This window comes from Streptomyces echinatus (assembly GCF_014203595.1).
Classification (GTDB): domain Bacteria; phylum Actinomycetota; class Actinomycetes; order Streptomycetales; family Streptomycetaceae; genus Streptomyces; species Streptomyces echinatus.
The window spans coordinates 166,672-193,108 of record NZ_JACHJK010000011.1; the positions used below are offsets into that span (position 1 = coordinate 166,672).

General features: G+C 72.3%; 25 protein-coding genes. 8 read left to right on the top strand and 17 right to left on the bottom strand.

Annotated elements, in window-relative coordinates; translation table 11 throughout:
* Nucleotides 1–169: 169 nt before the first annotated feature.
* Nucleotides 170–373, bottom strand: coding sequence for a hypothetical protein (locus FHS34_RS28030; RefSeq protein ID WP_031167290.1), 204 nt, complete (start codon nucleotides 371–373; stop codon nucleotides 170–172).
* A 380-nt stretch (nucleotides 374–753) separates the two neighbouring features.
* Nucleotides 754–1,035 (bottom strand): acylphosphatase, encoded by a 282-nt coding sequence (locus FHS34_RS28035; RefSeq protein ID WP_184970404.1) that lies wholly within the window; start codon nucleotides 1,033–1,035, stop codon nucleotides 754–756.
* Nucleotides 1,036–1,365: 330 nt separating this feature from the next.
* On the opposite strand from FHS34_RS28035, the gene FHS34_RS28040 reads away from it, so the two are divergent.
* On the top strand, nucleotides 1,366–2,778 hold the full coding sequence (locus FHS34_RS28040) for a CAP domain-containing protein (RefSeq protein ID WP_225817642.1): 1,413 nt from the start codon (nucleotides 1,366–1,368) through the stop codon (nucleotides 2,776–2,778).
* Between the two features lie 334 nt (nucleotides 2,779–3,112).
* Here FHS34_RS28040 and FHS34_RS28045 read toward each other — a convergent pair whose 3' ends face one another.
* On the bottom strand, nucleotides 3,113–3,697 hold the full coding sequence (locus FHS34_RS28045; RefSeq protein WP_184970408.1) for a flavodoxin family protein: 585 nt from the start codon (nucleotides 3,695–3,697) through the stop codon (nucleotides 3,113–3,115).
* Nucleotides 3,698–3,833: 136 nt separating this feature from the next.
* Here FHS34_RS28045 and FHS34_RS28050 point away from each other — a divergent pair, with 136 nt between their 5' ends.
* Entirely contained in the window at nucleotides 3,834–4,229 is a 396-nt protein-coding gene (locus FHS34_RS28050; protein WP_184970410.1) for a winged helix-turn-helix transcriptional regulator, read from the top strand.
* Here FHS34_RS28050 and mutM read toward each other — a convergent pair.
* The 8 genes from mutM to FHS34_RS28090 all read right to left on the bottom strand — a co-directional run bounded on the left by mutM (nucleotide 4,202) and on the right by FHS34_RS28090 (nucleotide 12,551).
* Entirely contained in the window at nucleotides 4,202–5,062 is an 861-nt protein-coding gene (mutM, locus tag FHS34_RS28055; RefSeq protein WP_184970413.1) for a bifunctional DNA-formamidopyrimidine glycosylase/DNA-(apurinic or apyrimidinic site) lyase, read from the bottom strand. The two genes, FHS34_RS28050 and mutM, sit on opposite strands and share 28 nt — an antisense overlap.
* Nucleotides 5,063–5,154: 92 nt before the next feature.
* Nucleotides 5,155–5,979 carry a ribonuclease III gene (gene rnc, locus FHS34_RS28060; protein ID WP_225817641.1) on the bottom strand — a complete coding sequence of 275 codons (825 nt, stop codon included), beginning with the start codon at nucleotides 5,977–5,979 and terminating at the stop codon, nucleotides 5,155–5,157.
* Nucleotides 5,980–5,987: 8 nt separating this feature from the next.
* Nucleotides 5,988–6,161, bottom strand: a complete 174-nt coding sequence (gene rpmF, locus FHS34_RS28065) for a 50S ribosomal protein L32 (RefSeq protein ID WP_003951102.1) — start codon at nucleotides 6,159–6,161, stop codon at nucleotides 5,988–5,990.
* 2 nt (nucleotides 6,162–6,163) lie between these two features.
* On the bottom strand, nucleotides 6,164–6,817 hold the full coding sequence (locus FHS34_RS28070) for a YceD family protein (protein ID WP_184970415.1): 654 nt from the start codon (nucleotides 6,815–6,817) through the stop codon (nucleotides 6,164–6,166).
* 133 nt (nucleotides 6,818–6,950) lie between these two features.
* On the bottom strand, nucleotides 6,951–8,057 hold the full coding sequence (locus tag FHS34_RS28075; RefSeq protein ID WP_184970417.1) for a F0F1 ATP synthase subunit B: 1,107 nt from the start codon (nucleotides 8,055–8,057) through the stop codon (nucleotides 6,951–6,953).
* 57 nt (nucleotides 8,058–8,114) lie between these two features.
* Nucleotides 8,115–8,594, bottom strand: coding sequence for a pantetheine-phosphate adenylyltransferase (gene coaD, locus FHS34_RS28080; RefSeq protein ID WP_184970699.1), 480 nt, complete (start codon nucleotides 8,592–8,594; stop codon nucleotides 8,115–8,117).
* A 26-nt stretch (nucleotides 8,595–8,620) separates the two neighbouring features.
* Complete coding sequence (rsmD, locus tag FHS34_RS28085) at nucleotides 8,621–9,208, bottom strand: 16S rRNA (guanine(966)-N(2))-methyltransferase RsmD (protein WP_184970420.1); 588 nt, start codon at nucleotides 9,206–9,208, stop codon at nucleotides 8,621–8,623.
* Nucleotides 9,209–9,317: 109 nt separating this feature from the next.
* Nucleotides 9,318–12,551 carry a helicase-related protein gene (locus FHS34_RS28090; RefSeq protein WP_184970422.1) on the bottom strand — a complete coding sequence of 1,078 codons (3,234 nt, stop codon included), beginning with the start codon at nucleotides 12,549–12,551 and terminating at the stop codon, nucleotides 9,318–9,320.
* Nucleotides 12,552–12,750: 199 nt separating this feature from the next.
* On the opposite strand from FHS34_RS28090, the gene FHS34_RS28095 reads away from it, so the two are divergent.
* Together FHS34_RS28095 and FHS34_RS28100 are read left to right on the top strand one after the other, a co-directional pair.
* Nucleotides 12,751–14,589 carry an HSP90 family protein gene (locus tag FHS34_RS28095; protein WP_184970424.1) on the top strand — a complete coding sequence of 613 codons (1,839 nt, stop codon included), beginning with the start codon at nucleotides 12,751–12,753 and terminating at the stop codon, nucleotides 14,587–14,589.
* Nucleotides 14,586–17,558, top strand: a complete 2,973-nt coding sequence (locus tag FHS34_RS28100) for a tetratricopeptide repeat protein (protein WP_184970426.1) — start codon at nucleotides 14,586–14,588, stop codon at nucleotides 17,556–17,558. The genes FHS34_RS28095 and FHS34_RS28100 overlap by 4 nt, the downstream gene beginning before the upstream one ends.
* A gap of 106 nt (nucleotides 17,559–17,664) precedes the next feature.
* Here the strand turns inward: FHS34_RS28100 and FHS34_RS28105 are convergent, their stop codons facing one another.
* The gene (locus tag FHS34_RS28105; protein WP_184970428.1) at nucleotides 17,665–19,398 is read right to left on the bottom strand and encodes a fatty acid kinase ATP-binding subunit FakA; all 1,734 of its coding nucleotides are present in this window, start codon (nucleotides 19,396–19,398) and stop codon (nucleotides 17,665–17,667) included.
* 259 nt (nucleotides 19,399–19,657) lie between these two features.
* On the opposite strand from FHS34_RS28105, the gene rpmB reads away from it, so the two are divergent.
* Together rpmB and FHS34_RS44215 are read left to right on the top strand one after the other, a co-directional pair.
* Nucleotides 19,658–19,843: a 50S ribosomal protein L28 gene (gene rpmB, locus FHS34_RS28110; protein WP_004924906.1), complete on the top strand. Its 186-nt coding sequence runs from the start codon at nucleotides 19,658–19,660 to the stop codon at nucleotides 19,841–19,843.
* A gap of 116 nt (nucleotides 19,844–19,959) precedes the next feature.
* On the top strand, nucleotides 19,960–20,496 hold the full coding sequence (locus FHS34_RS44215; RefSeq protein ID WP_372478598.1) for an AfsR/SARP family transcriptional regulator: 537 nt from the start codon (nucleotides 19,960–19,962) through the stop codon (nucleotides 20,494–20,496).
* Here FHS34_RS44215 and thiD read toward each other — a convergent pair.
* Both thiD and FHS34_RS28130 read right to left on the bottom strand, forming a co-directional pair.
* Nucleotides 20,477–21,271 (bottom strand): bifunctional hydroxymethylpyrimidine kinase/phosphomethylpyrimidine kinase, encoded by a 795-nt coding sequence (gene thiD, locus FHS34_RS28125; RefSeq protein WP_184970430.1) that lies wholly within the window; start codon nucleotides 21,269–21,271, stop codon nucleotides 20,477–20,479. The two genes, FHS34_RS44215 and thiD, sit on opposite strands and share 20 nt — an antisense overlap.
* Nucleotides 21,268–22,233, bottom strand: coding sequence for a thiamine-phosphate kinase (locus FHS34_RS28130; protein ID WP_030649164.1), 966 nt, complete (start codon nucleotides 22,231–22,233; stop codon nucleotides 21,268–21,270). Before FHS34_RS28130 ends, thiD begins: the two co-directional genes overlap by 4 nt.
* 268 nt (nucleotides 22,234–22,501) lie before the next feature.
* On the opposite strand from FHS34_RS28130, the gene FHS34_RS28135 reads away from it, so the two are divergent.
* Both FHS34_RS28135 and FHS34_RS28140 read left to right on the top strand, forming a co-directional pair.
* The gene (locus FHS34_RS28135) at nucleotides 22,502–22,735 is read left to right on the top strand and encodes an Lrp/AsnC family transcriptional regulator (RefSeq protein WP_184970432.1); all 234 of its coding nucleotides are present in this window, start codon (nucleotides 22,502–22,504) and stop codon (nucleotides 22,733–22,735) included.
* 20 nt (nucleotides 22,736–22,755) lie between these two features.
* Nucleotides 22,756–23,277 (top strand): DUF3515 domain-containing protein, encoded by a 522-nt coding sequence (locus FHS34_RS28140; RefSeq protein ID WP_184970434.1) that lies wholly within the window; start codon nucleotides 22,756–22,758, stop codon nucleotides 23,275–23,277.
* 22 nt (nucleotides 23,278–23,299) lie between these two features.
* On the opposite strand, the gene FHS34_RS28145 is transcribed toward FHS34_RS28140, so the two are convergent.
* From FHS34_RS28145 to FHS34_RS28155, 3 genes are all read right to left on the bottom strand, one after another.
* Nucleotides 23,300–24,457 carry a D-alanine--D-alanine ligase family protein gene (locus FHS34_RS28145; RefSeq protein WP_184970436.1) on the bottom strand — a complete coding sequence of 386 codons (1,158 nt, stop codon included), beginning with the start codon at nucleotides 24,455–24,457 and terminating at the stop codon, nucleotides 23,300–23,302.
* Between the two features lie 126 nt (nucleotides 24,458–24,583).
* Nucleotides 24,584–25,594 carry an NAD(P)H-dependent glycerol-3-phosphate dehydrogenase gene (locus FHS34_RS28150; RefSeq protein WP_184970438.1) on the bottom strand — a complete coding sequence of 337 codons (1,011 nt, stop codon included), beginning with the start codon at nucleotides 25,592–25,594 and terminating at the stop codon, nucleotides 24,584–24,586.
* Nucleotides 25,591–26,361, bottom strand: a complete 771-nt coding sequence (locus FHS34_RS28155; protein ID WP_184970440.1) for a lysophospholipid acyltransferase family protein — start codon at nucleotides 26,359–26,361, stop codon at nucleotides 25,591–25,593. The genes FHS34_RS28150 and FHS34_RS28155 overlap by 4 nt, the downstream gene beginning before the upstream one ends.
* Nucleotides 26,362–26,437 lie beyond the last annotated feature (76 nt).

Consider the following 26,437-nt stretch of genomic DNA (forward strand, 5'->3'; position numbering starts at 1 on the left):
GGGCACACCAAACGTTAAAGAGGGTGAAAGGATGCGGGGGGATAGAACGAAGGGACGCCGAAGCGTCCCTTGCAACTCTGAACGACTGGGTTCCAGTCGATGGATCAACTGAGCGGTTGATACGGGCAGCCCGACCGCTGCGACTGCTGTCGTGGAGCGGACGCAGTGATCAGGTCAGCGCAGGCTCCGCCTGGTGTGCGTCGATGCTCTCCATGATCCTGTCCTGAGAGGCGGCGGCCGACAGCGCTTCGTTCTCCGCCTGGATCCGTACGAGCTCGGACTCCAGGTCCTGGACACGCTGCTGCAGCCGTCGCATCTCGGCGAGGAGTCGAGGGTCGGAGCCGCCGACGTAACCGAGAAGCGCCTTTGCCATGATGGATGGTCCTCCACACTGAGTGACCGACCGATGCGGTGTGGGTCGTGAGGGATTCGCACCCGCGGTGCTTGGCACATCCGGGTGTTGCTCTGCTATTGCTCCATGCCAAACAGCTAAGGTGCGCGGGGCTTTCAGCGTCTCACCAAAAAGTTTGACGGTCAACACGATCACGCCCTGTATTGGCGGGCGAACCGGGGCGCACGGCCGGGAAGACGGCGGTGCTGCGACTCCTCCGGACCCTCAGGGCGTGGCGACCAGCAGTACCAGCGGAGCCTGCCATGCCACGCCCCTGTTGGCAACCACCAGGGGGTTTCCGCTCTCCGCACGTGCCACTGGCAGCTCACGGCACTGCCACCCGCGGGCCCCGCGGTGCCGGATCAGCGGATGGCGAAGCCGTCGTAGCCGCCGCGCGGTGTGTCCCAGATCTCGGTGACACCGTCCACCCGCCCGGGCGTGTCGGTGCCCTGGAGCCAGTCCAGCAGCCCCTCACAGCCCTCCCGCGCCCCCTCCACGACCACCTGGACCCGCCCGTCGGCCAAATTGAGAGCAAAACCACTCAACCCGCCGATCTCCAGTGCCTTGGCACGCGTGAACCAGCGAAAACCCACACCCTGCACACGCCCACGCACCCAGGCGACCAGTCGTACTTCCTCGCTCATGAGTGCAACCTAACCGGCCGGTGTCGCCTGGGACACGTCGTCCCCCGGCGCCATGGGGTACCGTCCGGATCCAGTGCATCGCATATGAAAACTCGCTCGATCGAGTGAGTCGGATCGGCCAGAGGGAGTGACCCGCCGACGAGTCACTCGCCGTGCGGGCAGCGGGCCGGCCGCGCGTACCAGGAAGAGGGCAAGGACATGGGACGCCACCGACGCTCCGCCGCCGGCCGCGCCGCCACGGGCCGCGTCACGGGCGCTACGCACACGCAAAGCTCGGGCACCGGGAGCGACGGCTCCCCGCGTCCGTCCACGGGGTCGCGCCCGGTACCCATGGGCACTGCTCCCTACCTGAACCCCGAGGCGTACGCCGAGGCCACGGCTCAGGCCCAGGCCTACCTGTTCGCGACGGGCGCCGAAGCGGAGCGAGCCACGCCCGATTCCGGTGGGCACGGTTCCGGTGGCGACTCCGGCGGGCACGGTTCCGGCGACGACGGTTCCGGCGAGGACGGTTTCGGTCCTGACGGCGGACCGTCCCCTGACCACCGGCGGCGCAAGGCGGCCGTACGGCCGGTGCGCGCGGGCCTGCTCGGCGTGTCCGTCGCCGTCGCCCTCGGCACGATCGCGGTGGCCACGGGCGTGGTGCCGGGCCTGGACAACTACCGGCTCGGCGGCGATTCGCACACCACGGGCCGGGACCATGTGCAGACGGCGGCCGCCCCCAGCAACACGGCGAGCGCTCAGGGCGGCACCTCGGGCAGTGCCGGAGCCGGCCACAGCGGTCGCGCGAGCGGCTCCGCCGGTGGCGGCACCGAGCGGCCCCGCTCCTCCAGCACGTCGGGCTCCGTGCCGGTCTCCCCCGTGAAGCCGGCGTCCCCCAGGCCGGCGCCGTCGAAGAAGGCCGCCGAGAAGCCGGCGCCGAGGACCACGCCGTCCAAGCGGCCCGCACCCGCCAGGCCGGCCGAGCCCGGCTCCCCCGCCGAGCCGGCCAAGCCCACCCGGCCCGCCGAGCCGTCGGCGTCCGCCACCTCGGCCAAGCCCACCGTCCCCACCAAGCCGGCCGAGCCCACCAAGCCTGCCGAGCCCTCGGCACCCTCCACTCCGGCCGAACCGTCCGCGACCCCGAAGCCGGCCGAGCCGTCCCCGTCCTCGGCGTCGGCCAAGCCGTCCGCTCCGGCGACATCGGCCAAGCCGAAGCCGGCCCCGTCCCACACGGCCACGAAGACCCCGTCGCAGACCAGGCCGAAGCCGGCCCCGTCCCACCGCACGGCCACGAAGACGCCGGCCCCGGCCAAGCCGAAGCCGGCCCCTTCCCACACGGCCACGAAGGCGCCGTCGGCGGCGTCCGCGCCGGTGACGGTGTCGCAGGAGGCCGTCGTCGCGGCCGAGGTGCTGAACCTGGTCAACGAGGAGCGGGCGAAGGCCGGCTGCAGCCCGGTGGCGGCGAACTCCTCGCTGACCGGGCTGGCCGGGGCGTTCACCGACGCCATGGCCGCACGGGGCTTCTTCGGCGACACCGACCCGGACGGCAGGACGCCGTGGGACCGGGCGGTGAAGGCCGGCGTCACCGGCCTCGGCGGCGAGAACATCGCCCGGGGCCAGACCGACGCGGCGGCCGTGATGACCGCCTGGATGAACAGCCCCGACCACCGCGCCAACATCCTGAACTGCGGCTTCAAGACGCTCGGCGTCGGTGTCCACTTCGGCTCGGGCGGGCCTTTGTGGGCCCAGGAATTCGGCTTCTGAGCCGACCGCGGCGGCAGCCGGAGAGCCTGAGCGCACCCTCCGCCCCGGGCCCCCGGACGAACGCGAAGCGGCCTCCGACCTGAGTAACAGGCCGGAGGCCGCTTCGACGGAGCCTTCTACGTCAGCCGGTGCAGTTCGGGACGGTGACCGTCTCGAACGGGTGATCCCCCTCGGACGGTGTAGCCGTTTCCATCCGACGGCCGACCCGGTGCGAAGCCGGGCCGCCCTCCTGCGGCGGCCGTACCGCCGGGCACGGCCACCACCGATCACGGCGACGGCCCCGGGTCCCCTCCAAGGGGAATCCCGGGGCCGTGGGCGGCGCGCCGGCTCGTTCCTACGCGGCGACCCGTCCGCGCGCGAACACCTTCGCCGTCTCCGTCACCCGGCGGCCCAGGTGCTCCGCGGTGGCGACGTCGGCCTTGTGGACGCCCTCGGGGCCCTCGTCACTGTTGCTCTGGGCGGCGGCGCCGGCGAAGAAGCCGAGGCGGTTGAGGTCGTTCTCGGAACCGGTGGTGCTGTTCCAGCCCGGGAGCAGGCCGAGGTTGACCCAGTGCATGCCGTGCTGGGCGGCGAGCGTCTGGAAGAACTGGAGGGTGTGCAGCTTGTCGCCGCTCTTGGAGCCCGAGTTGGTGAAGCCGGCGGCCAGCTTGTCCTTCCAGTCCTGGCCGAACCAGCGCTTGGAGGTGGCCTCGGCGAACGCGTGGAAGGCGCCGGACGCGGTGCCCATGTAGGTGGGCGAGCCGAACACGATCGCGTCGGAGCGGTCCAGCGTCTCCCACTGCTCCTCGGTGATCTCGTCCACCTTGATCAGGTGCACCTCGGCACCCGCGTCGGCGGCCCCGGCGCGGACGGCCTCGGCGATGACGGCGGTGTGGCCGTAGCCGGAGTGGTAGGCGATGGAAACGACGGGCGTGGTCATGCGGACTCCTCGAAAGGGCAGCGAAAAGCGGCAGCTCGACTGTGTGAGCAGCTCAAAAGCGGTAACCACAGGAAAGCACTAACCAGAAGTTAGTGCAACCTAGTGGTTAGCGCTGTGCGGGCGTACCCTTGCTGCCATGACCGTCAGCACCGATGACCACGACGACCTCGCGTACAACGTCTTCGCCAAGGCGTGCCCGTCACGCGGCACGCTGGAGCACGTCACGGGCCGCTGGGGCGGGCTGACGCTCGGCGCGCTGTACGAGGGGTCGCTGCGCTTCAACGAGCTGCGCCGGCACGTCGACGGGGTGAGCGAGAAGATGCTGTCCCAGACGCTGCACGCGCTGGAGCGCGACGGCCTGGTGCACCGCGAGGCGCAGCCGACGAACCCGCCCCGCGTGGACTACCGGTTGACGCCCCTGGGCCGGCAGGTCGCCGAGCGGCTGCTGGCGCTCATCCACTGTGTGGAGGGCGCGATGGACGACGTCCTCGCGGCCCGCACGCGTTACGACGAGACGCGCGGCGCCCGCTGACACCTCGGGCAGAAGTAGCTGGACCGGTTCATCCAGGGCCGGCGGCGCATGGGCGTGCCGCAGCGCTTGCACGGCAGGCCCTCACGGCCGTAGGCGTCGAGGGACCGGTCGAAGTAGCCGGACTCGCCGTTGACGTTGACGTACAGGCTGTCGAAGCTGGTGCCTCCGACGGCGAGGGCCGCGTTCATCACGTCCCGCACATGGCCGAGGAGTTCGGTCGTGACCGGGCGGGTGAGGTTCGCCGTCGGCCGCTCGTAGTGGATGCGGGCGCGCCACAGGGCCTCGTCCGCGTAGATGTTGCCGACCCCGCTGATCAGCGACTGGTCCAGCAGGGCCCGCTTGACGGTGGTCCGCTTGCGGCGCAGTGCCCGGTGGAAGGCCTCGTCGTCGAAGAGCGGGTCCAGCGGGTCGCGGGCGATGTGCGCGATGACGTCGGGCAGGCCGTCGGGGGTGTTGTCGTGCAGCGACAGTCCGCCGAAGGTGCGCTGGTCGACGAAGCGGAGTTCGGTGCCGAGCGAGTCGGCGAACCGGACGCGGATGCGCAGGTGCTTCTCGTCCGGCGCGTCGTGCGGCTGGACCAGCAGCTGGCCGCTCATGCCGAGGTGGGCGAGGACGGACTGGTTGGTCTCCTCCAGCGGCAGCCACAGGTACTTGCCGCGCCGGCAGGGCGCGCCGACGTGGTGGCCCTTGAGGCGGTGCGCGAAGTCATCGGGCCCGGCGAGGTGCCGGCGCACGGCACGCGGGTGCAGCACCTCGGTCGCGGCGACGGTCCGGTGGGCGACCCAGCGCTCCAGGCCCCGCCGGACGACCTCGACCTCGGGCAACTCGGGCATCGGGACCCCCGTCGGAAACGTACGGACCGGTGGATGAGCCGAGCGCCCGCGCCGGCGTGGACGGCCGGGGCGGGCGCTCGGGTGCTGCTTGCTCAGGCGGTGGCGGACGACGACGCGTCGTCGTCCTTGGCGGCGGCCTCCTCGGCCGCCTTGGCGCGCTCGTCCGCCGCGGCCCGGATGGACCGCCAGGCGGACTCGGCGGCCTGCTGCTCCGCCTCCTTCTTGCTGCGGCCGGTGCCGGTGCCGTACGAGACGCCTCCGACGCGGGCGGCAGCAGTGAAGGTCTTCTCGTGGTCAGGACCGGTCTCCGTGACCAGGTACTCGGGCACGCCGAGTCCCTCGATCGCGGTCAGCTCCTGCAGGGACGTCTTCCAGTCCAGGCCGGCGCCGAGATTGGAGGACTTCTCGATCAGCGGGTCGAACAGGCGGTGCACCAGTTCGGAGGCCGCGTCGAGGCCCTGGTCGAGATAGACCGCGCCGATCACCGCTTCCAGGGTGTCGGCGAGGATGGACGCCTTGTCCCGGCCGCCCGTGCCCTCTTCGCCCCGGCCGAGCCGGATGAAGGCGCCCAGGTCGAGCCCCCGGCCCACCTCCGCCAGCGCACGCGAGTTGACCACCGCGGCCCGCAGCTTGGCCAGCTGGCCCTCGGGCAGGTCGGGGTGGGTGCGGTACAGCGTGTCCGTAACGACGAGGCCCAGCACGGAGTCCCCGAGGAACTCCAGCCGCTCGTTCGTCGGCAGACCGCCGTTCTCGTACGCGTAGGAACGGTGGGTCAGCGCACGCACCAGAAGGGCGGACTCGACCTGGTAGCCGAGCCGCCCTTCCAGAAGCGTGTGGGACGAGGCCTGGTTGTCCGCCGGGCCACCCCCGCTGACGCGGGGAGAGTTCTTCTTCGCCGTGGACACAGTGCCTCTCACCAGCCCGCTCAGACTTCGAGGACCTGGCGCTTGTTGTAGGTGCCACAAGACGGGCACGCGATGTGCTGCTGCTTGGGCTCGTGGCAGCGCTCGCACGCAACCAGGGTGGGGACCGCAGCCTTCCACTGCGACCGGCGGTGGCGCGTGTTGCTGCGCGACATCTTCCGCTTCGGAACAGCCACGGCTACTTCTCCTGCTTCTCGTCGGCGCGTGCTGACTGAGGCGCGCCGCCGCTCATCTCGTCCTTCTCGCCGTCTTCAGGTGAACCGGCGAGTCCCTGCAAAGCCGCCCAACGAATGTCGACGGCGTCGTGATGGTGGTCCGGGTCGTCCGCGAGCCGCACTCCGCACTCGGAGCACAGGCCCGGGCAGTCGTCCTGGCACACCGGCTGCATCGGCAGTGCGAGCACCACCGCATCGCGCAGCAGAGGTTCGAGGTCGAACAGTCCGTCCTCGAGGAAGAACCTGTCCTCGTCGTCCTCGGCGTCGTCGCCCGGTTCCGCGATCACGCGGCCCCGGTCGTCGGCGTCAGGGTACGAGAACAGTTCCTGGAAGTCCGCTTCGAGCTCCAGCCCGACCGGCTCCAGACACCTTACGCACTCCCCCTCGGCCTGTGCACGGGCGGTGCCTGTGACGAGCACCCCTTCCAGGACCGACTCGAGTCGGAGTTCGAGTTCCAGCGGGGCGCCTTCCGGCACTCCGATGACTCCCTGGATACCGAGGTCCCGGGGGGCGTCGATCGTGCGGGTCAGGCGCTGCAGCGCGCCAGGACGCCGACCCAGCTCGTGCGTGTCGAACACGAGGGGGTTGCGGTGGTCAAGGCGGGCGTTGGAGGCCATTCCTGCTTTCGATCTTCGAACTCGTGGGGACGCCGCCCGTCGGTGTTACCGGGCAGCGGTGATCGCGGGCATACGCGCAACCGAAGAGCCAGGATACTGGACCTTTCGCTCAGCGCCCAATCCGGGTACGTGGCTAGAGGCCGCGCTCCTGCTCGTACGCCCTCAGCTGCTCCGCGCTGATCATGCTCGTGTCGAAGAGGCTGGTCTCGTCGAGAGCATAGCCCTGCTGCGGCTGGTGCTGGGGCTGCTGCGGCTGGTGGGCCTGCTGGGGGTCGTAGGCGGCCTGCTGCACGTCGTAGCCCTGGTAGGCGTACGGGTCGGCCTGCTGGTAGCCGTACGGGTCCTGCTGCGGGGCGTACTCCGGCTGCCGCGGGAAGCCCGCGTACGGGTCCTGCTGCTCCTGGAGGGAAGTGGCCGCCGCCGGGGCGTAGCCGGGGGAGGGGGAATAGGCGGGCTGCGGCTCGTAGGACGGTTCCGGCTGCTCCGGCTGCTCCTGCGGACGCCGGCCCGTGCGGTCGCTGTCCGCGAGGGCCGCGAGATCGGCCAGGTAGTCGGCGTCGCTGGAGTGCTGGAAGGTCGTGGTGTCGTCGGCGAGGGCGCCGAGGTCGTCGGTGGCGATCCGGCCGTGCAGCTTCTGCCGGCCGCGGCCGACGGCCTCCAGGGTCTTGGCGAGGACCGCCTCGAACGCGCCCAGCTTGACGTCGACGTACTGGTCGGCGTTGTGGCGCAGGGTCTCCGGGTCGTGGCTGCGCTCGGGGGCGTCCTCGTCCTCGTAGCCGTTCTCGTCCAGGCCGGGGCCGGTGCCGAGGAGCTTCTCGCGGCCGCGGCCGACCGAGCCGAGGGTCTTGGTGAGGACGACCTCGAAGTTGGCGAGCTTGGAGTCGACGTAGTCGTCGGCCTCGGCGCGGATCTCCTCGGCCTCCTGGCGGGCCTCGGCGAGGATCCGGTCGGCCTCGGTCTGGGAGCGGCGGGCGATCTCGGTGTCGGAGATCAGCGAGCCGCGCTGGGCGTGCGCGTTCTCGATGATCCGCTCGGCCTCCTGGCGGGCCTGCTCGACCATCTGCTCACGCCCGCCGATCAGCTCCTGCGCCTGCGCGAGGGAGCCGGGCAACGCCTGGCGCACCTCTTCGAGCATCGCGAGCAGCTCGGCGCGGTTGACCACGCACGACGCCGACATGGGCATGGACCGGGCGCCGGAGACCGTGGAGACGATCTCGTCGAGCTTCTTCTGCACGTCCACCTGTGCTCGCCACTCTCTACAGCCGGGTTGGAGACGGACGGGACGACTGTAGCCCCATCAGTCCTTGCGCAGGCGCTCGTTCAGGGCCTCCAGGACCTGGGCGGGCACCAGGTGGGAGACGTCGCCGCCCCAGGCCGCGACCTCCTTGACGAGGGAGGAGGACAGGAAGCTGTAGGTGGGGTTCGTGGGCACGAACAGCGTTTCGACGCCGGTGAGGCCGATGTTCATCTGGGCCATCTGCAGCTCGTAGTCGAAGTCGCTGACGGCGCGCAGGCCCTTGACGATGGCGGGGATGTCGCGCTGCTTGCAGAAGTCGACGAGGAGGCCGTGGAACGCCTCCACGCGGACGTTGGCGTAGTCGGAGGTGACCTCGCGGATCAGCTCGATCCGCTCCTCGATCTCGAACAGGCCCTTCTTGGACTTGTTGATCATCACCGCGACGTAGACCTCGTCGTAGAGACGGGAGGCCCGGGCGATGATGTCGAGGTGTCCGTTGGTGATCGGGTCGAACGACCCGGGACAGACGGCGCGGCGCACTTGTGATCCCTCGCTCTCCGGTCCGGTCATCGTGCGTCTTCGCACGTAGAGGCGGCGCGACCGTACCAAAACGTTCCCTCGCCGTAGCGACGGGACCGGATCGCCTCGAAGCCGTCCGGCCACCGGAATTCGCCGCCTCTGGTGCTGCGCTCCACGGTGACGAGCGCTTGCTCAGCGAGCCAGCCCTCCGAGCGGAGTGTGAGCAGGATCTCGCGAAGATCGTCGTCCGTGACGGCGTACGGGGGGTCGAGGAAGACCAGGTCGTACGGCTCGGCCGGGGGCGCGGTCCTGATGACTTGTTCCGCTTTGCCCGCTCTCACCTCGGCGCCGGGGAGGCCGAGGCTGCGCACGTTGTCCCGCACCGTTCTCGCCGCGCGGGCGTCGGCCTCGACCAGGAGCGTGTGACGCGCGCCCCGGGAGAGCGCCTCCAGGCCCACGGCGCCCGAACCGGCGTAGAGGTCGAGGACCCGTTCGCCGTCCAGGGGGCCGCCCAGCAGGGACTGCCAGGTGGAGAAGAGACCTTCGCGGGCGCGGTCGGAGGTGGGGCGGGTGCCGGTGCCGGGGGGTACGGAGAGGCGCCGTCCGCCGGCTCGGCCGGCGATCACGCGGGTCATGTGGGGTCCTTCTTCGTGGGCGGCTGTACGTTCATTGTGGCCGGACGCCTCCGCGCGTCGGTAGCCGCATACGGAGGACGGTCCCGCGCCCCTGCTGGGGCGCCGTGCCTCACCCCTTCTCCAGGTACTGCTCCCTCTCCTCGTCCAGGAGGGCGTCCAGGGCCGTCCGGAGGCCCGGCAGCCGCTCCAGCTCCGGATCCGCGGCCACGAGGGCCGCCGCCTCCTCCCTCGCCTCGGCGATGACCTCCTCGTCCTCGATGACCTCGAGGACCCGGAGGCTGGAGCGGGCGCCGGACTGGGCCTGGCCGAGGACGTCGCCCTCGCGGCGCTGTTCGAGGTCGATGCGGGAGAGCTCGAAGCCGTCGAGGGTGGAGGCGACGGCGTTCAGGCGCTGGCGGGCCGCGCTCGCCTCGGGCATCTCCGAGACGAGGAGGCACAGGCCGGGGGCGGAGCCGCGGCCGACCCGGCCGCGCAGCTGGTGCAGCTGGGAGACGCCGAAGCGGTCGGCGTCCATGATGACCATCGCGGTGGCGTTGGGGACGTTGACGCCGACCTCGATGACGGTGGTGGCGACCAGGACGTCCGTCTCGCCGGCCGCGAAGCGGCGCATCACGGCGTCCTTGTCGTCCGGGTGCATACGGCCGTGCAGGACTTCGACCCTCAGGCCCTGGAGGGGGCCGCGGCTCAGCTGGTCGGCCACGTCCAGGACGGCCAGCGGCGGGCGCTTCTCCGCCTCGTCCTCGGGGGACTTCTTGCCGCCCGCCTTCTTGGGGTCGTCGCCCTCGTCTCCGATGCGCGGGCAGACGACGTAGGCCTGGTGGCCGGACTCCACCTCCTCGCGCACCCGTTCCCAGGCGCGGGCCAGGAAGTGGGGCTTGTCGGCGGCCGGGACCACGTGGCTGGCGATCGGGGAACGGCCGGCCGGGAGCTGGTCCAGGACGGAGGTCTCCAGGTCGCCGAAGACCGTCATGGCGACCGTGCGCGGGATGGGCGTCGCCGTCATGACGAGGAGGTGCGGGGGCTGCTTGCCCTTGCCGCGCAGGGCGTCGCGCTGTTCCACGCCGAAGCGGTGCTGCTCGTCGACCACGACCAGGCCGAGGTCGTGGAACTGGACCTTGTCCTCGATCAGGGCGTGGGTGCCGATGACGATGCCGGCCTCGCCGGTGGCCAGGTCCAGCAGGGCCTGGCGGCGGGCGGCCATGCCCATGGAGCCGGTGAGCACGACGACCTTGGTGGAGTGCTCGGCGCCGCCCAGCATGCCCCCTTCGGCCAGCTCGCCCATCATCTCGGTGACGGAGCGGTGGTGCTGCTGGGCGAGGACCTCGGTGGGCGCGAGCATGGCCGCCTGACCGCCCGCGTCGACGACGGCGAGCATGGCGCGCAGGGCCACCATCGTGTTGTGCGTCACCGCGAAGTGGTCGGTGACATAGGCACGGCTGGGGTGCGCGACGCTGATGCACTGGACCGGCTTGCGCCCCACGTACTCGACCGCCCGGATGCCACGCCGGAAAGTGTTGTACTTCGGCCGCGGGCCGACGCGCTCTGCCTTGCGTGTGAGCCTGAAGGGGGCGTACTCGTCCGGCAGTGCCACAGAGACGGTGAAGGCGGACTTCTTCCGCAGGATGCGCGCCCGGCCGCCCAGCGACCGCACAAGCCAGGCGACGTCCTCCGCCAGCCTCACCGAGGCCGAGCACAGGGAAATGCTCATGCCGTTTGCGTCCACAGTGCCGTCGGTGTCCAGGAGGCCCTGCAGGAGAGCCAGACGGTTCTTGATCGATGTGTTCTTGAATTCTTCGGGGATGAACTTGCCGTGCGACGCCCGGCCCCACAGGCCCAGATCACGCAAGATCTGAATGACGGGATTGCGGACTCCGCCCGACCGCTGTGTCAGCTGAATCGTGTAGTCACCTCGGGAACCAGTTACCGGAACGAGCCGGCACTCAGGCCCCACAGAAGCTCCCACCGCGTCACGGATCTCTGTGTCGATGGTGGAAATCCGCAGGTTGTGCCTGAACGAACCGTCACCGAGCAGGAGCCCGAACAGATAGGGGTCGAGGGGAATTACGGAGTCGTCGCCCAGGTCCACAGGAGTCGCCGCCGGGAGGTACCACTTCGACGATCCGTCGGCCTTGAACAGGTCGTGACGGATTTCCCGTGTGGTCATCACCTTGGGCGGCTGCCCGCGATGCCAGGCGCAACTCGTGCCAACGATCCAGAGGTGTTCGTCGTCGCATTCCACGGAACTGTCGTCGGAAAGCACGATGCGCCACACATCTCGCTCGCCTTGCGGAAAGACTCCATCGATGAGGGCGATCTCTCCGGCGGGCACAACGACCTCATCCCCCACCCGCATGTCGCCCATCCGCCGAAAACCCGACGGTGTCAGCACGAGCGAGTCCAGCGGCTGCGCCTTCCCCGAACCGACCTCCCCCTGGAGCAGGCGGTGCATCGGGTGTGCGGTCGCCAGGTCGTCGAAGATCTCCCGGGAGACCTTCTGCTGGCCCTCGGTGAGGGTGAACGGCAGGCGGTCGTCGAAGGCCGTGAGGATGCCGTCGGGCTTCGGCCGGCGCGGGACGGCCGGGAGCTGGGTGTCGGCGTGCCGGCGGCGGGCCAGGGCGACCTGGAGGACGAATGCCTCGTCCCATTTCAGGCGGGCGCGGGCGTCGGCGATGTCGGCCTTGGTGTGCGGGCGGTGGATCTTGAGCAGGGCCTCGGGGAGGGGGACCAGGCCGCGGCCGGCGCGGAGGGTGTCCGGGAGGGGGTCGAGGGCCTCCTGGGCACTGGGGAGCACCGTCTGGACCGCCTTGCCGATCTTCCAGGACTCCAGCTTGGCGGTGGCGGGGTACAGGGGGATCAGGGCGCCGGCCCAGGTCTCGACGGCTTCGCCGCTGTCGTCCCGGAGCAGTTCGTAGGCCGGGTGGGCGAGTTGGAGACGGCGGTTGAAGACGGAGACCTTGCCCGCGAACATCGCGCGGGTGCCGGGCAGCAGCTCCTTGTGCGGTTTGTGCACGCCGTTGCCGAAGAAGACGAGCTGGAGCCGGCCGCTGCCGTCGGTGATGGTGACTTCGAGGCGCTGTCCCTTGCCGCGGGGCGCCTTGGCCGAGGCGAAGGTGTGCAGGCGGGCGTCGGCGACCTGGGCGACCACCGTGACGTGCTCGTCCATGGGCAGGTCGGCGAGGTGGGTGAGCTGGCCGCGTTCCTCGTATCTGCGCGGGTAGTGGTGCAGGAGGTCGCCGACGGTGTGCAGGCCGAGGTGCTCGGCCATCACCTTGGCGGTGGCGGGGCCGAGCACTGACTTCAGGGGCTGCTTCAGTGGTTCTTGCAGTGCGGGCACGAGATCCATTGCACACCACGGCACTGACAATGCCGTAGACGCCGCCCTGCTCCTTCTCGGCGAGGTGCTGTAAACATCAGGGAAACTCCTGGTCAGGCGGGCTGGTCCGGCCCTAGGATGACGCGCTCCGGCCATCCTTCGCGGTCACCGCCCCGCCGGGACCGCCCGACCCCGCGCCGCACGCACCTCTCCCTCCGGCGCAGTGACGATGGACTCCCAGACCTCGCAGTCAGCCCAGGCATCCCAGTCACCTCACCCACCTCACACGTTCCAGGTCGACCTGCGCGGTCTGGTGGACCTGCTCTCCCATCACCTCTACTCCAGTCCCAAGGTCTACCTGCGCGAGCTGCTGCAGAACGCCGTGGACGCCATCACCGCCCGGCGGGCCGCCGACCCGGCCGCCCCGGCGCGGGTGCGGCTGTACCCGGTGGACGGCGGGCTGCGGGTGGAGGACACCGGTGTCGGGCTCACCGAGCCCGACGTGCACAGCCTGCTGGCGACCATCGGCCGCAGCTCCAAGCGGGCCGAGGGCCTGCAGGAGGCCCGGTCGGACTTCCTCGGCCAGTTCGGCATCGGGCTGCTCGCCTGCTTCGTGGTCGCCGAGCGGATCCGGGTCGTCAGCCGCAGCGCCCGGGCGCCCGAGGCGCCGCCGGTGGAGTGGACGGCCCGGGACGACGGGTCGTACACCGTGCGGACGCTGTCCGACGCGGAGCGGCCCGAGCCGGGCACGACCGTGTACCTGACGGCGCGGGCCGGGGCGGCCGAGTGGCTCGCGCCCGAGCGGGTCCGCGCCCTGGCCCGGGACTTCGGCTCGCTGCTGCCGTACGACGTCCGGGTCGGTGACGAGCCGGTCACCGAACTGCCCGCGCCCTGGGACCGTGCCCATCCGAGTCCGGCCGGCAGGAGGGTGGCGCTGGCCCGGCACTGCCACGAGCTGTTCGGGTTCACCCCGCTGGACTCGATCGACCTGGGGGTGCCGCTGGCCGGGGTCCGCGGGGTGGCGTACGTGCTGCCGTCGGCGGTCAGCCCCGCTCAGCGGGCGACCCACCGGGTGCACCTGAAGGGCATGCTGCTCACCGAGCGGGCCGAACAGCTGCTGCCGGACTGGGCGTTCTTCGTGCGCTGTGTCCTGGACACCGACAGCCTGCGGCCGACGGCGTCGCGCGAGGCGCTGTACGAGGACGAGACCCTGGCCGCCGTACGGGAGGCGCTGGGCGAAAGGATTCGGTCCTGGCTCACCGGGCTCGCCGCCGGTGATCCGGAGCGGCTGTCGGCCTTCCTCGCCGTGCACCACCTGGGCGTGAAGTCCCTGGCCCGGCACGATCCGGAGATGCTGCGCACGATGCTGCCGTGGCTGCCGTTCGAGACGACCGACGGGCAGGTCTCGCTGGAGGAGTTCGCGCGGCGGCACCCGGTGGTGCACTTCACGCGGTCGGTCGAGGAGTACCGGCAGGTCGCGCCGATCGCCTCGGCGCAGGGCGTCGGCGTGGTCAACGGCGGTTACACGTACGACAGCGAACTGGTCGAGGCGCTGCCGCGGGTGCGGCCGGGGACGGTGGTCGCCGAGCTGGACGCGGACACCGTGACCGCGCACCTGGACGCGGTCGACCCGGGCGAGGAGCTGGCGCTGTCCGGCTTCCTGGCCGCCGCCCGGGACCGGCTCGACCCGCTGGGCTGTGACGTCGTCCTGCGGGCCTTCCACCCGCTGACCGTGCCCGCGCTGCACCTGGACGACCGGGCCGCCCGGCACGAACAGGCCCGCGCGGCGGCCGAGGAGCAGGCCGACGACCTGTGGGCGGGCATTCTGGGCTCCCTGCGCGGCAGCGCCCCGCGCGCGCGTCTGGTGCTCAACCACCTCAACCCGCTCGTCCGGCGCATCGGCGCGCTCGGCGACCCGGAGCTGATCGGCACCGCGACCGAGTCGCTCTACGGGCAGGCGCTGCTGATGGCGCAGCGCCCGCTGCGGCCGGCCGACTCGGCACTGCTCAACCGGGCGTTCATCGGGCTGCTCGAATGGGCGACCCACGGGGAGGGGCACGGACGATGAGTGAGATCACGGACTTCGACGCGCTGCGCCGGGCGCTGGCGGAGAACTCCGAGCAGCCGGAGGGCCCGGCCCGCAACGCGCGCGCGGAGCAGCTGCTCGCCGAGGCCGAGCGGCTCGACGTCCCGCTCGCCGTGATCGAGGCGCTCGGACACCAGCTGAAGGTCTACAACTACAGCTCCGAGAAGGACAAGATGTTCGTCCCGTTCGCGCGGCTGCTGCGCATGTGGGACGAACGGCCGGAGGACTTCGACGAGTACGAGACGCACTCGCTGCACTGGGTCTTCAAGTGGATGTCGGCGGGCATGCTGGACCAGCCGCACGTTCCGCTCGCCTCGGTCGAGAAGTGGCTCGGCGAGATGGAGCACCGCTACCGGATCGCCGGGCACTCCGAACGGGCGGTGCGCGGTGCCGAGTTCAGTGTGGCCGAGCACATCGGGGACCTCGCGCGCGCGGAGCGGGCGTACACCGCGTGGCTGGCCGCGGACCGGGACGGGATGGCCGACTGCCACGCCTGCGAGCTGCACCGGCAGGGCGCCTGGCAGGCCCGGTGCGGCCGGGACGCGGAGGCGGTCGAGCTGTGGCGGCCGGTGCTGGAGGGCGAGTTCGCCTGCGCGCACGAGCCGCACACGGTGCTGGCCTCCTCGCTGGCCCCGCTGCTGCGCCTGGGCCGCGTGGACGAGGCCCGGGCCCATCATCTGCGCGGTTTCCGGCTGGTGCGGCCCATGGAGAGCATGCGGGGCGCGTACGCCGACCATGTGGAGTTCTGCGCGCTGACGGGCAACGAGGCGCGGGGCCTGGAACTGCTGGCCGAGCGGCCCGCCTACTTCACGGACACCGGGCAGCCGCGCAGCCGGCTCGACTTCATGGCCGTGGTGACCCTGCTGACGGAGCGGCTGACCGAGCTGGGTCTCGGCGCGCGGCGGGTGCCGGGACCGGCCGGGCGGACCTGGACCGCGCGGGAACTGGCGGCGCACGCGCGCGCGGAGGCGACGGAACTCGCCGAGCGGTTCGACCGCCGCAACGGCACCTCCTGCGTCGGCGACCGGATCCGCGCCCGGATGGCCCAGCACCCGCTGGTGGAGCGGCTGCCGCTGGGTGTGCGGACCGTACGGGCGGCGGCGGCACCGGTGGCCGCCCCTCCCCCGCCCGCCCCGGAGAGCTCCGGGACGGCCGCGGGCCCCGGGTTGTCCGCCCTGGTCGCGGAGGCACGGCGGCTGTCGGACACCCTGCAGCCGCACGCGCTGGAGGCGTGGGCGGCGGTCGGGCGGGCCGCCCCGGACGGCGCCGGTCTGCCGACGCGTGACCGCGCGGAGCTGGCCGACCACGAGGCGATGGCCCACGGCCCCGAGGGGCTCGCCCTGTTCGAGCGGGCGGCGCGGCTCTACGCGGAGGCGGGCGACCCCGGGGAGGCGCTGGCGGCACGCGCGCGCGGGGCGTACGTCCGCGCACTGGCGGGCGAGGTGGACGCGGCCCTGGCCACGGTCACCGGCCTGTACGACGAGGTGCTCGCGCTGTACGCGGACGAGGGCACCGGAGTGCGCCAGACCGCGTCGGTCGTGATGAGCCGGGCGCGGATCCTGATGCGACGGGTCCACGAGGCCGCCGGACGCGGGGCCGCGGGGGACGCCCACGCCGCCCTGACGGACGCCGAGGCGGCCGCCCGGGAGGTGATCGCGCTCGTCGAGGGGCGCGGCGGGGACGACGTACGGCCGGCGGCGCGGGCCGCGGAGGCGCGGGCGATGCTCGCCGAGCTGGCCGGGCTCACCGGGGACGCGGAGCGGGCGGCGGAGCTGTTCCGGCGGGCCGCCGGCGCGTACGTGTCCGCCGGGCTGCCCTGGTTCGCGGTGGAGTACGAGGTGCAGGTCGCCGCCCTGGCCCACCAGGCCGGCGACCTGGCCGGAGCCGAGCGGGCGCTGCGCGGTGCCCTGGAGCACGGCGGGCCGTACGTGGAGCCGGTCGGGCGGGCCCAGCTGCACCTCCAGCTGGCCGAGGTGCTCGGCGGGCGGGACGTGGCCGACGAGGCGGCCGAGCACGCGCTGGAGGCCGCGCACTGGGCCGACGAGGCCGGCGAGAGCGGCACCCTGGGCGCCTGGGCGCGGCAGCAGCTGGGCGGGTTCCTGCTGCGCCGGGGCCGGCACGCGGAGGCCGCCGAGGTGCTGGAGTCGGCGCTGGCCGACCTGAGTGCCGACACGCACGGCGACGGGGCGGTGGTCCAGGCCCACTGGTGGCTCGGGGACTGCCTGGGCGAACTGGGCGAACACCGGGCCGCCGCCGAACAGCGGCTGAAGGCCGCCGAGCTGGCCCGGCACTGGCCCGAGCAGCAGGACCACGCCACGCTCTCCCATCTCGCCGCCGAGTCGCTGGGCAACGCGGGGCTGACGGAGGAGGCGGACCGGGCCTACACGCGCGCGGGCGGCCTGTGGCGCTCGCTCGGCAACGCGCAGTTCCTGGTCCGCTCGCTGCGCGCCCGTGCCTGGCTGGCGCTGGGCCGGGACTCCGGCGCGCCGGACGCGCGCGAGCTGATGGCGTCCGCGGTGCGGGAGTGCGAGACGGCGCTGGCGGCGGCGGACCCGGCGGACCGGGAGCAGCTGTCCGCGGAACTCGGCGGCACTCATCGCCAGTTCGCGGAGCTGCTGGCCCGTTCGGCGTCGGAGGAGGCCGAGGACGCGGCGATCCGGGCCGCGTTCGAGGCGGCGCTGGAGCAGACGACCCGGGCCGTGGCGGTGTTCGCCACGCTCGGCGGGGCCGGGCTGCACGGCCGTACCGGAGCCGAACTGGCCGCGGGCTGGCTGGAGGCCGACCTGGGCCGCCCGGCCTGGGCGGCGGCACGCGCGCGTGCCGTGCTCGCGGCCTACGAGGGCACGGGCGACGGGGACGAGACGGTCCACGCACGGCGGGCGGAGGCGACCCAGCTGCTGGAGGCGGCGGCGGAGGCGGAAGGGGCGGAAGTGGTGCGGGAGGCGGAGTAGGCCGACGGGTCACCTCCGGCCGGTCACCCCGGGTCTGTCACCTCGGGTCGGCCACCCCGGGTCGGTCACTCCACGCCGGTCACTCCGGTCACGCCGGTCACTCCGGTCACTCCACGCCGATGAGGAGCAGCGCTCCCTGCCGGCCGCCGCGGTACACCACCGTGTCCACGGCCAGGTAGGTCTCCCGTACGCGTGCCTCCAGGTGCGTGGCGACGGTCTCGGGCGCCTCGTCGCCGACGACGAGCGTGACCAGCTCGCCGCCGGCCTGGAGCATGCGGTCCAGCACGGTCCGCGCGGTGGCCGTGACGTCCGCGCCGATCACCGCCACGTCGCCGTCGATCAGGCCGAGCACGTCCCCGGCCTGGCAGATGCCGGCCGTCGTCCAGGACTGGCGTTCGGCCACGACGACCTCGGCGTAGCGGGTGGCGCCCGCCGCCGAGGTCATCTGGACGACGTCCTCGTCGAACCGGCGCCCCGGCTCGTGCACGGCGAGCGCGGCGATGCCCTGGACCGCCGAGCGGGTCGGGATCAGGGCCACGCGGATGCCCTCGGTACGGGCCTGTTCGGCCGCCGCGGCGGCCGTGTGGCGCAGCTCGGCGTCGTTGGGCAGCAGGACGACCTCGCGCGCGTGGGCGCGCCGGACCGCCTGCACCAGCTCCCCGCTGGCGGGCGGCTCTCCGGGGCGGGCGAGCACGGTGGTCGCGCCGGCCTCGGTGTACAGCCCGGCCAGCCCCTCACCCGGGACGACGGCGACGACCGCCCGCTGGGCGCGCTCGCGCGGCGGGCGCTCGCGGCCGGTGTGCGCGTCACCGAGCCCGAAGTGCGTGATCCGGATGCGGTACGGCCGCCCGGCCTCGACCCCGGCCTCCACGGCGGCGCCGGCGTCGTCGACATGCACATGGACGTTCCACAGTCCGTCTCCGCCGACCACCACCAGGGAGTCCCCGAGGGCGTCGAGCCGCGCGCGCAGCCGAGTCACCGCCGCGTCGTCGGCCTCCAGCAGATAGATCACCTCGAACGCGGGCCCACGGTCGGCGGCCGCGTCGGCGCGGAGTCCGGCCCCGCACGGGCCGGCCTCGGCGCTCTCCACGCGCGCGTGCCCGCCGTGATCCGCTTCCGGGGTCCGGGAGGTGTCCCGCGACGGGGCCTCCCGGCAGGGAGCCCCCCACGGAGCCGCCTCGCGCACCGCCTCGCCCGTGAACGCCTCCACCAGCGCCCCCAACACCGTCACCAGCCCGCGTCCGCCCGCGTCGACCACACCGGCCCGCTCCAGCACGGCCAGCTGGCCCGGCGTCGCCGCGAGGGCCGCCCGCGCACCCTCGTAGGCGGCCCGCGCGACCGTCCCGCAGTCGCCCTCGGCTCCCTCCGCGGCGTCGGCGGCGGCCGAGGCGACCGTGAGCACCGTGCCCTCGACGGGGTGGGCGACGGCCTGCCGCGCGGAGTCGGCGGCCCGGCGCAGGGCCAGCCGCAGCCCCGGACCGTCGATGTGAGAGCCGTCACCCGCCTCCACGAGCACCTGGGCCATCCCCCGCAGCAGCTGCGCCAGGATCGTCCCGGAGTTGCCGCGGGCCCCGATGAGCGCGCCGTGGGCCATGGCCCGTACCGCGTCCGCCGGGGACGGCTCCGCGCAGCCGGTCTCGTAGCCGGCGAACACCGCCTCCACGGCCGTCGCCGCCGACTCCAGGGTCAGGTAGAGGTTGGTCCCGGTGTCGCCGTCGGCCACCGGGTAGACGTTGATGGCGTCGATCTCCTCACGGGCCCGTCCCAGTGCCCGGAGCGCCAGACCGCACCAGGTGCGCACCGCGAGAGCATCGAAGAATGTCTGCGGCACCTGCGCCACCTGCGCCTCCCTGAGCTGGCTGGACGTGGGACGCAGCGTAGACCCCGGAGCGGTGTTCTCCGGAAGAGGGCCGGGAGCGGGGGCCTGAGCTGCCATGGTAGTTTCGCTGCACGGACGCAGTCGTTGTATGCTGCTCCGGTTGCCCGATCTGATCGGGCCATTCCCCCTGGCAACGCCACTCAAGATCTCAGTTCTTACGATCTCGATCCCGGCCTGCCGGGATCAACCGTAAGTGCATCTGAAGTCTTTGGAGTGACCCGTGGCTGCCAACTGCGACGTCTGCGGCAAGGGGCCGGGCTTCGGCAACAACATCTCGCACTCGCACCGCCGTACGCCCCGCCGCTGGAACCCGAACATCCAGCGTGTGCGTACCGTGGTCGGCGGGACGCCGAAGCGCGTGAACGCTTGCACCTCGTGCATCAAGGCCGGCAAGGTCTCGCGCTGACGCAACAGCTGAGCGCGCGGCCACTGCTTGGTTCGCTGCACTGAGCCGGTCCACCTCACGGTGGGCCGGCTTTTTGCCGTACCCACGGGCGGCCGCCACCTGCCAGAATCCACCAAATGCGCTTCGGCATCCTGGGCCCGGTCGAGATCCACACCGATGACGGCGTTCCCCTGGAGCCCGGCGGCCCCCGGCCCCGCGCCCTGCTCACGCTGCTGCTCGACGCCGGCCCTGCCGGCTGCACCCTCGTCGTCGGCCCGGACGCCGTCGACGCGCACCGTTTCGCCCTCCTGGCCGCCGAGGGCCGTGCGGCGCTCGCCGCCGGTGATCCTCCGCGGGCGGTGGGCCTCCTGCGGGACGCCCTCGCGCTGTGGCGCGGGCCGGCGCTGCCGGACCTGCCGGACGGGCACGCCGACCGGGTCCGTCTCACCGAGCTGCGGCCGGCCGTCGTGCGGGACCGGATCCGGGATTTCGCCAAGGGGTGCCAGAAGATCTCCGGCAACGCGGGTCCGTTCTTCGCCCCGGCGACCGAGCGGCGCATCCGCAGCCGGGACCGTGTGTACCGGCTGCTGGGTTCCCGGCTGCCGGCCGGGTTCTTCCAGCGGCTGACGGAGAAGGCGGCGACCGCCATCGAGCTCAGGGAGTATCCCGCCTGAGCGCCCAGCCGTGGTCCACGGGCCCGATGCCGGCGCCGAGGGCGAACCCGGCGGCGATCGCGCCGGTGACGTACGCCTTGGCCGCCGTGACCGCCTCCGGCACGGACCGTCCCCTCGCCAGGCCGCAGGCGATCGCCGAGGCGAGGGTGCAGCCGGTGCCGTGGGTGTGCCGGTTGTCGTACCGGGGGGCCCTGAGCAGGTGTTCCTCGGAACCGTCGGTGAGCAGGTCGACGGCGTCCCCGGACAGGTGGCCGCCCTTGATCAGCACCCACCGCGGCCCGAACTCCAGCACCGCCGCCGCGGCCCGCCGCAGGTCCTGCTCGGACTCGGCCCGCACTCCGGTGAGTTGGGCCACCTCGTCCAGGTTCGGGGTGGCCACGGTGGCCACGGGCAGCAGCCGGGTCCGTACGGAGTCCAGCGCGGAGGCGGCCAGCAGCGGGTCGCCGTGCTTGGAGACGCCCACCGGGTCCACCACGGCCGGCGCGTCCGTGCCGGAGATCAACTCGGCGACCGTCTCGACCAGTTCCGCGGAGGACAGCATGCCGGTCTTGACGGCCTGCACGCCGATGTCGTCGACCACGCTGCGGTACTGGGCCCGCACCGCGTCCACGGGCAGCTCCCAGGCGCCCTGGACGCCCAGGGAGTTCTGCGCGGTCACCGCGGTGAGCACGCTCATGCCGTGGACGCCGAGCGCGAGCATCGTCTTCAGGTCGGCCTGGATGCCGGCGCCGCCGCCGGAGTCCGAGCCGGCCACCGTGAGAACCCTGGTGATCATGACTCGATGTCCCCGAAGTGGTCCCAGCCGCCCTTGCTGGTCCAGGGCGCCCCGTCGACGGTCACCTGGGGCAGCGCGGAGGGGTTGAGGACCTCTCCGATGACCTTCCAGCGGGCGGGGAGCTTGGCGTCCGGCGGGAAGGTGGCCACGATCGCGTGGTCCTCTCCCCCGGTCAGCACCCACTGCAGCGGGTCCACGCCGACGGCCTGCCCGATGTCGTTCATCTGGGTCGGGATGTCGATCGCGCCGGAGCGGATGTCGATACGGACCTTGCTGGCCTCGGCGATGTGCCCGAGGTCGGCGATCAGGCCGTCGCTGACGTCGCACATGGCGGTGGCGCCGAGCGCGGCGGCGGCCGGGCCCGCGTGGTACGGCGGCTCGGGGCGCCGGTGGGCCTCCACGAAGGCGCGCGGCGAGCGGAAGCCGCGGGCCAGCACCGCGTACCCGGCGGCGGACCAGCCCAGCCAGCCGGTGACGGCCACCAGGTCGCCGGGCTGGGCCCCGGCGCGTGTGACGGGCTCCTGGTTGCGCAGATCGCCGAGCGCGGTGATCGACACCATGATCGTGTCGCCGCGTACGACGTCCCCGCCGACCACGGAGGCACCGGCGACCTGGCACTCGTCGCGCAGGCCGTCCATCAGCTCGGTGGGCCAGGTGACCGGCAGTTCGGCCGGGACGACCAGGCCGAGCAGCAGCGCGGTCGGGACGGCGCCCATCGCCGCGATGTCCGCGAGGTTCTGCGCGGCGGCCTTGCGGCCGACGTCGTAGGCCGTGGACCAGTCGCGGCGGAAGTGCCGGCCCTCCAGCAGGATGTCGGTGCTCGCCACCACCCGGCGGTCGGGCGCGGCGACCACCGCGGCGTCGTCGCCGGGGCCGACCCGGACCGCCGGGGTGGTGGTGAGACGGGAGGTGAGCTCCCTGATGAGCCCGAACTCCCCGAGCTCACCAACAGTGCCCTTCATGTCCCTTGCTCCCCTTCTCTCCCTTGCCGTGCCCAGTCGCGCGTCATCAGTGTCCCCGATACGGTCGAGGTGTCTGTCGCCGCGGTCGTGACGTCTGCCCGCGCGGCCGTGTCGACCGGCTGCACGGTCCAGGTGACCGTCAACGTCCGTGGTGCCTGCACCCTGGCGCGCAAGCCCGGTTCCCGCAGGTCTCCCCGCGGGGAGCGGCGACGCGATACCGTGGCGTTCCTTTTCCCCACATGATCCTCGTGGCCGCCTTGGAGGTTCCGTGGTACAGGCGTACATCCTGATCCAGACGGAGGTCGGCAAGGCGTCGACCGTCGCCGAGACGATCTGCAAGATCCCCGGAGTGCTCCAGGCCGAGGACGTGACGGGTCCGTACGATGTCATCGTGCGCGCCCAGGCCGAGACGGTCGACGAACTCGGCCGCATGGTGGTCGCCAAGGTCCAGCAGGTGGACGGCATCACGCGCACCCTGACCTGTCCGGTCGTGCATCTGTAGCCCCCGTCTACGCTTGGCCGGTGAACTTCTTCCGTCACCGGCCTTTCGGCCTGCTCGCGCCGGCCCTGCTGCTCGCGGTCGCGGGCTGCTCCACGGCAGACGACGACCACACCGTCGCGGTTCCCACCCCCGACGCGAAGACCGCCCCGATCTGCCGGGCCCTGGACGAGGTGCTGCCGCACAAGGTGGACGGACTGGGCCGCCGGGACCCCGAGCCCCGGTCCGCCTACACGGCGGGCTGGGGAAGCCCGGAGATCATACTGCGCTGCGGCATCGTCCGGCCGCCGAAGATGGTCGATCCCGCCGTGGCGAAGGGGGACGACCCCAACGCGATGGGCGGCGGGGTCGACGGCGTGGACTGGCTGATGGAGAAGGAGGACGACGGGACCTGGCGGTTCACCACGTCCGGTCGTTCCGCATATGTGCAGGTGACGCTGCCGAAGAGGCTGTCCGGGCCGGACGACAGCGCCCAGGTGATGAAGGACCTGGCGGCGGCCGTGAAGAAGACGAACCCCCTAGGGGTCGCCTCCATGCGGCACTGAGCCGCCGCCGGACGCGGCCGGGTCAGCGCAGGCCGGTGGAGCGGCGCAGCGCCGCCTGCACCAGGCGGTCGACCAGCTCGGGGTAGCTGATCCCGCTCGCCTGCCACATCTGCGGGTACATCGAGATCGGCGTGAAGCCGGGCATGGTGTTGATCTCGTTGATCACGAACTCGCCGTCCTCGGTGAGGAAGAAGTCCGCGCGGACCAGGCCCTCGCAGGAGGCCGCGTCGAACGCCTCGACCGCGAGCCTGCGCACCTCGGCCGTCTCCGCCTCGGTGAGCGGCGCCGGGACGATGCCGGGCGTGGAGTCGATGTACTTGGCCTCGAAGTCGTAGTACGCGTGCGCGTCCGGCGGCGGGATCTCGGCCGGGACGGAGGCGCGCGGGCCGTCCTCGAACTCCAGGACGCCGCACTCGATCTCGCGGCCGCGCAGCGCCGCCTCGATGAGGATTTTCGGGTCGTGCCGCTGTGCCTCGGCGATCGCCTCGTCCAGCCCGGACAGGTCGTCGACCTTGGTGATGCCGATCGACGAACCGGCGCGGGCGGGCTTCACGAACAGCGGCCAGCCGTGCTCGCCGGCGAAGTCGACGATCCTCCTGCGGGCGGCGGACTCGTCCTGCGCCCACTCGCGGGGCCGGATCACCAGGTACGGGCCGACCTTGAGCCCGAAGGAGGTGAAGACCCGCTTCATGTACTCCTTGTCCTGGCCGACGGCCGAGGCGAGCACGCCCGAGCCCACGTACGGCACCCCGGACAGCTCCAGCAGGCCCTGCAGGGTGCCGTCCTCGCCGTAGGGGCCGTGGAGCACCGGGAAGACCACGTCGACCTCGCCGAGCGCCTTGGGCACCGAGCCCGGCTCGCTGTAGACGACCTCGCGGCTGGCCGGATCGACGGGGAGCACCACGCCGCCCTCGGCCGACTCCGCCAGCTCCTCGACGCGGGGGGTGCGGCGGTCGGTGATGCCCATCCGCTCCGGCTCGTCGGCCGTCAGCGCCCAGCGGCCGTCCGCGGTGATGCCGATCGGCAGGACGTCGTACTTCGTCCGGTCGATGGCCTTGAGGACGGCGCCGGCGGTGACCACGGAGATCCCGTGTTCGGAGCTGCGGCCGCCGAACACGACGGCCACGCGCGGCTTGCGTGATGGCTGCTCAGGGCTCTGGGGAAGGTTCTCGGTGCTCATATCGCGTTGAGAGTACCCGGAGGTGGTGCCCAAGTCAGCGCGCGCTCCCGGGCCGTCGCTCAGCGTCGCGCGGACGGTCGCACAGCGTCGCGCCGGCGGCCCGGGAGGGGGCCGCGCGGGGCGTTCTCAGCGCCGCTCGGGCTTGGCGCTGCGGGCCATCAGCTCCTTGAGCGCGGCGACCGGCGACTTGCCCTCGTGCACGATGCTGACGACCGTCTCGGTGATCGGCATGTCGACGCCGTGCCGACGGGCCAGATCCAGCACGGACTCGCAGGACTTGACGCCCTCGGCGGTCTGCCGGGTGACCGCGATGGTCTCCTCCAGGGTCATGCCCTTGCCGAGGTTGGTGCCGAAGGTGTGGTTCCGGGACAGCGGCGAGGAGCAGGTGGCCACCAGGTCGCCCAGGCCCGCGAGTCCGGAGAAGGTCAGCGGGTCGGCGCCCATCGCGAGGCCGAGCCGGGTGGTCTCGGCGAGGCCGCGCGTGATGAGCGAGCCCTTGGCGTTGTCGCCGAGTCCCATGCCGTCGGCGATGCCGACCGCGAGCCCGATGACGTTCTTGACCGCGCCGGCGAGTTCGCAGCCGACCACGTCGGTGTTGGTGTACGGCCGGAAGTACGGCGTGTGGCAGGCGGCCTGAAGCCGCTGGGCGACCTGCTCGTCGGTGCAGGCCACGACGGCGAGCGCGGGCATGCGGGCGGCGATCTCGCGGGCCAGGTTGGGTCCGGTGACCACCGCGACCCGGTCGGCGCCGACCTTGGCGACGTCCTCGATGACCTCGCTCATCCGCATGGTGGAGCCGAGTTCGACCCCCTTCATCAGGGAGACGAGGACGGTGTCCGGCGCGAGCAGCGGGGTCCACTCGGCGAGGTTGGCGCGGAGGGTCTGGGAGGGGATCGCGAGGACCGTGAAGTCCGCGTCGCGCAGCGCCTCGGCGGCGTCGGCGGTGGCGCGCAGATTCCCGGGGAGTTCCACGCCGGGCAGGTAGTCGGGGTTGGTCCGGGTGGAGTTGACCGCCTCGGCCAGCTCCGGCCGGCGGGCCCACAGGGTCACGTCACAGCCGGCGTCGGCGAGCACCATGCCGAAGGCGGTGCCCCACGAACCGGTGCCCATGACGGCCGCCCGCACAGGCTTGCTCACTTGCTCTGCCCTTCCGCTTGCTTGCCCTGCGTCTGCACCTGGGTGCGCCGCCGCTGCTCGATCCGCTCGCGGCGCGGGTCGTACGGCGTCTCGGGCGCCTTCTCGCCGCGGATCTCCTCCAGCCGGCGGGTGATGGCCGCCATGATGACCTCGGTGGCCTCCTTCAGCACCTCGGGGGTCATCTCGCGGTCGTAGAAGCGGGAGAGGTCCACGGGCGGGCCCGCCAGCACATGGTGGGTCTTGCGCGGGAAGAGGTTCGGCTTCTTGGCGTACGCCGGCAGCAGTTCGTTGGCGCCCCACTGGGCGACCGGGATGACCGGGCACTTGGTCTGCAGGGCGACCCGGGCGGCACCGGTCTTGCCGGTCATGGGCCAGCCGTTCGGGTCGCGGGTCAGGGTGCCCTCGGGGTAGAAGGCGACGCACTCGCCGCGTTCCACGGCGTCGATCGCGGCCCGGAAGGCGCTGAGCGCGTCGGTGGACTCGCGGTAGACGGGGATCTGCCCGGTGCCGCGCATGGCGGCGCCGACGAATCCCTTCTTGAAAAGGCCGCTCTTCGCCAGGAATCGCGGAACCCGTCCGGTGTTGTACTGATAGTGCGCGTATGCGAAGGGGTCCACGTGGGAATTGTGGTTCACCACGGTGATAAATCCGCCCTCGGCCGGAATGTGCTCCATTCCACGCCAGTCCCGCTTGATCAGAACCACCAGCGGCGGTTTGCAGAGCACCGCGGCGAAGCGATACCAGAAGCCGATTCTGCGGCGGGGCACAAGGACACCTTCCTCTAGGACTGCCACCCCGGCGGGGGCCGCACAAGTGTGGCCCCGGGCCGCCGGTCTGTCGAGA